This window comes from Streptomyces megasporus (genome assembly GCF_000718985.1).
GTDB classification, from domain to species: Bacteria; Actinomycetota; Actinomycetes; order Streptomycetales; family Streptomycetaceae; genus Streptomyces; species Streptomyces megasporus.
This window is the reverse complement of the sequence record NZ_JODL01000155.1, coordinates 1-323: the sequence shown is the minus strand read 5'-3', so window position 1 is coordinate 323 and position 323 is coordinate 1. Positions and strand designations below refer to the sequence as shown.

Here is a 323-nt window from a genome sequence, read left to right as displayed (position 1 = left end):
GGGAAGATCCAGCCTGTTCACGTCGTGACCGCCCGCGCCGTCGCGCCGCTCGACCGCCTCGCCACCTGGGGCGTCCCGCTGCTGCGGCCCTATGGGGAGATGCTCGCGCTCAAGGGCGATGCCGCCGAGGAGGAGCTGAAGAGCGCGTCGGCGGCACTGAGCAAGCTGGGTGCCGTGGAGACGTCCATCCTGCATGTGGGTGAGGGCGTCGTGGACCCGATGTCCACGGTCGTACGGGTCGAGGTCGGGGAGAGCCCCGGCGGTGTGCGCTTCGCCGCGAAGCGGGCCAAGGCGGCTCGCACGGGGCGGGCACGCCGCCGACG

Annotated in this window: 1 protein-coding gene; it reads left to right on the top strand. The window is 73.1% G+C overall.

All coding sequences use genetic code 11. From position 1 onward, the window contains the following. A partial coding sequence (locus IF47_RS0127125) for an RsmG family class I SAM-dependent methyltransferase (RefSeq protein ID WP_031511721.1) occupies positions 1-323 on the top strand: 323 nt, incomplete at both ends.